We start from the raw sequence: 724 nt of genomic DNA, 5'->3' as shown, positions 1-724 counted from the left end.
CCTGCTGGTCCTGATCGCCGAACCACGGGTCGGCTTGCGTCGTGGCCGCATCGAGCCGCGTGCCTTGAAGCGTCGCCCGAAGAACTATCCGCTGCTGACCAAACCCAGGCGCATTGCACAGGAAGAGATCCGTAACCATGGCCACCCGAAGAAACAGCGCTGAGGACACCGATTCCGCAAACCGCATCAGCGGTTGTAACTGTTTGTTTTTAAAAATCGAGAGACTTATCTTAGTGCCATTCGGGTCTGTCCCGGTTTTCCCAGGTGACGTTAGGTGGACGCCTTTGTCGCTAAGATAGCAAGGATATGAAATCAAGAATGGAAAATGATACTCACAAAACAAAAGTGTATCTAAGAATCGCAAATGAATCAGAGCTTGAAAAGTTTAAAAAAGATTTACAAGAAGCCTTTGAAATATCGGCCGAAAAAGAATTCGGACACAAATTAGATGAACCAATTCCTTCTGATTCAGATATAGAAGCGGCATTTAAATCTGCTGGTGCCGTAGTATATCAAGTTCTTGCAAATGAAAAAATCGCAGGAGGCGCCATTGTATCAATTGATGAAGCAACTCAACATAATAAACTATTACTCTTTCCTGGTTCCGTGAACTGAATGAACCGTCTTCCAAGAATTCCCGTTACATAACAAGAGGATGGAGGTAAAATACGCCCATTCTAGGGCTCACCCGGCAGGTGACAAGTTGCGACGTTTCATCATCACG

General features: G+C 45.9%; 1 protein-coding gene and 1 pseudogene. Both read left to right on the top strand.

Going from position 1 to position 724, the window contains the following annotated elements; genetic code table 11:
- Positions 1 to 163, top strand: a pseudogene (locus tag CKO27_RS24850) (IS4 family transposase); the annotation flags it as partial.
- A gap of 143 nt (positions 164 to 306) precedes the next feature.
- Entirely contained in the window at positions 307 to 615 is a 309-nt protein-coding gene (locus tag CKO27_RS24000; RefSeq protein ID WP_200377419.1) for a hypothetical protein, read from the top strand.
- The last annotated feature ends 109 nt before the right edge of the window (positions 616 to 724 follow it).

The sequence above is a fragment of the Thiocystis violacea genome, from assembly GCF_016583575.1.
Taxonomy (GTDB): domain Bacteria; phylum Pseudomonadota; class Gammaproteobacteria; order Chromatiales; family Chromatiaceae; genus Thiocystis; species Thiocystis violacea.
Note: the sequence above shows the minus strand (reverse complement) of the source record. Positions and strands in the feature narration are given on the sequence as shown.

Excerpts from the sequence above, each read along its gene's own strand:
- CKO27_RS24000 (WP_200377419.1), top strand. The coding sequence starts at position 307 with ATGAAATCAAGAATGGAAAATGATACTCACAAAACAAAAGTGTATCTA.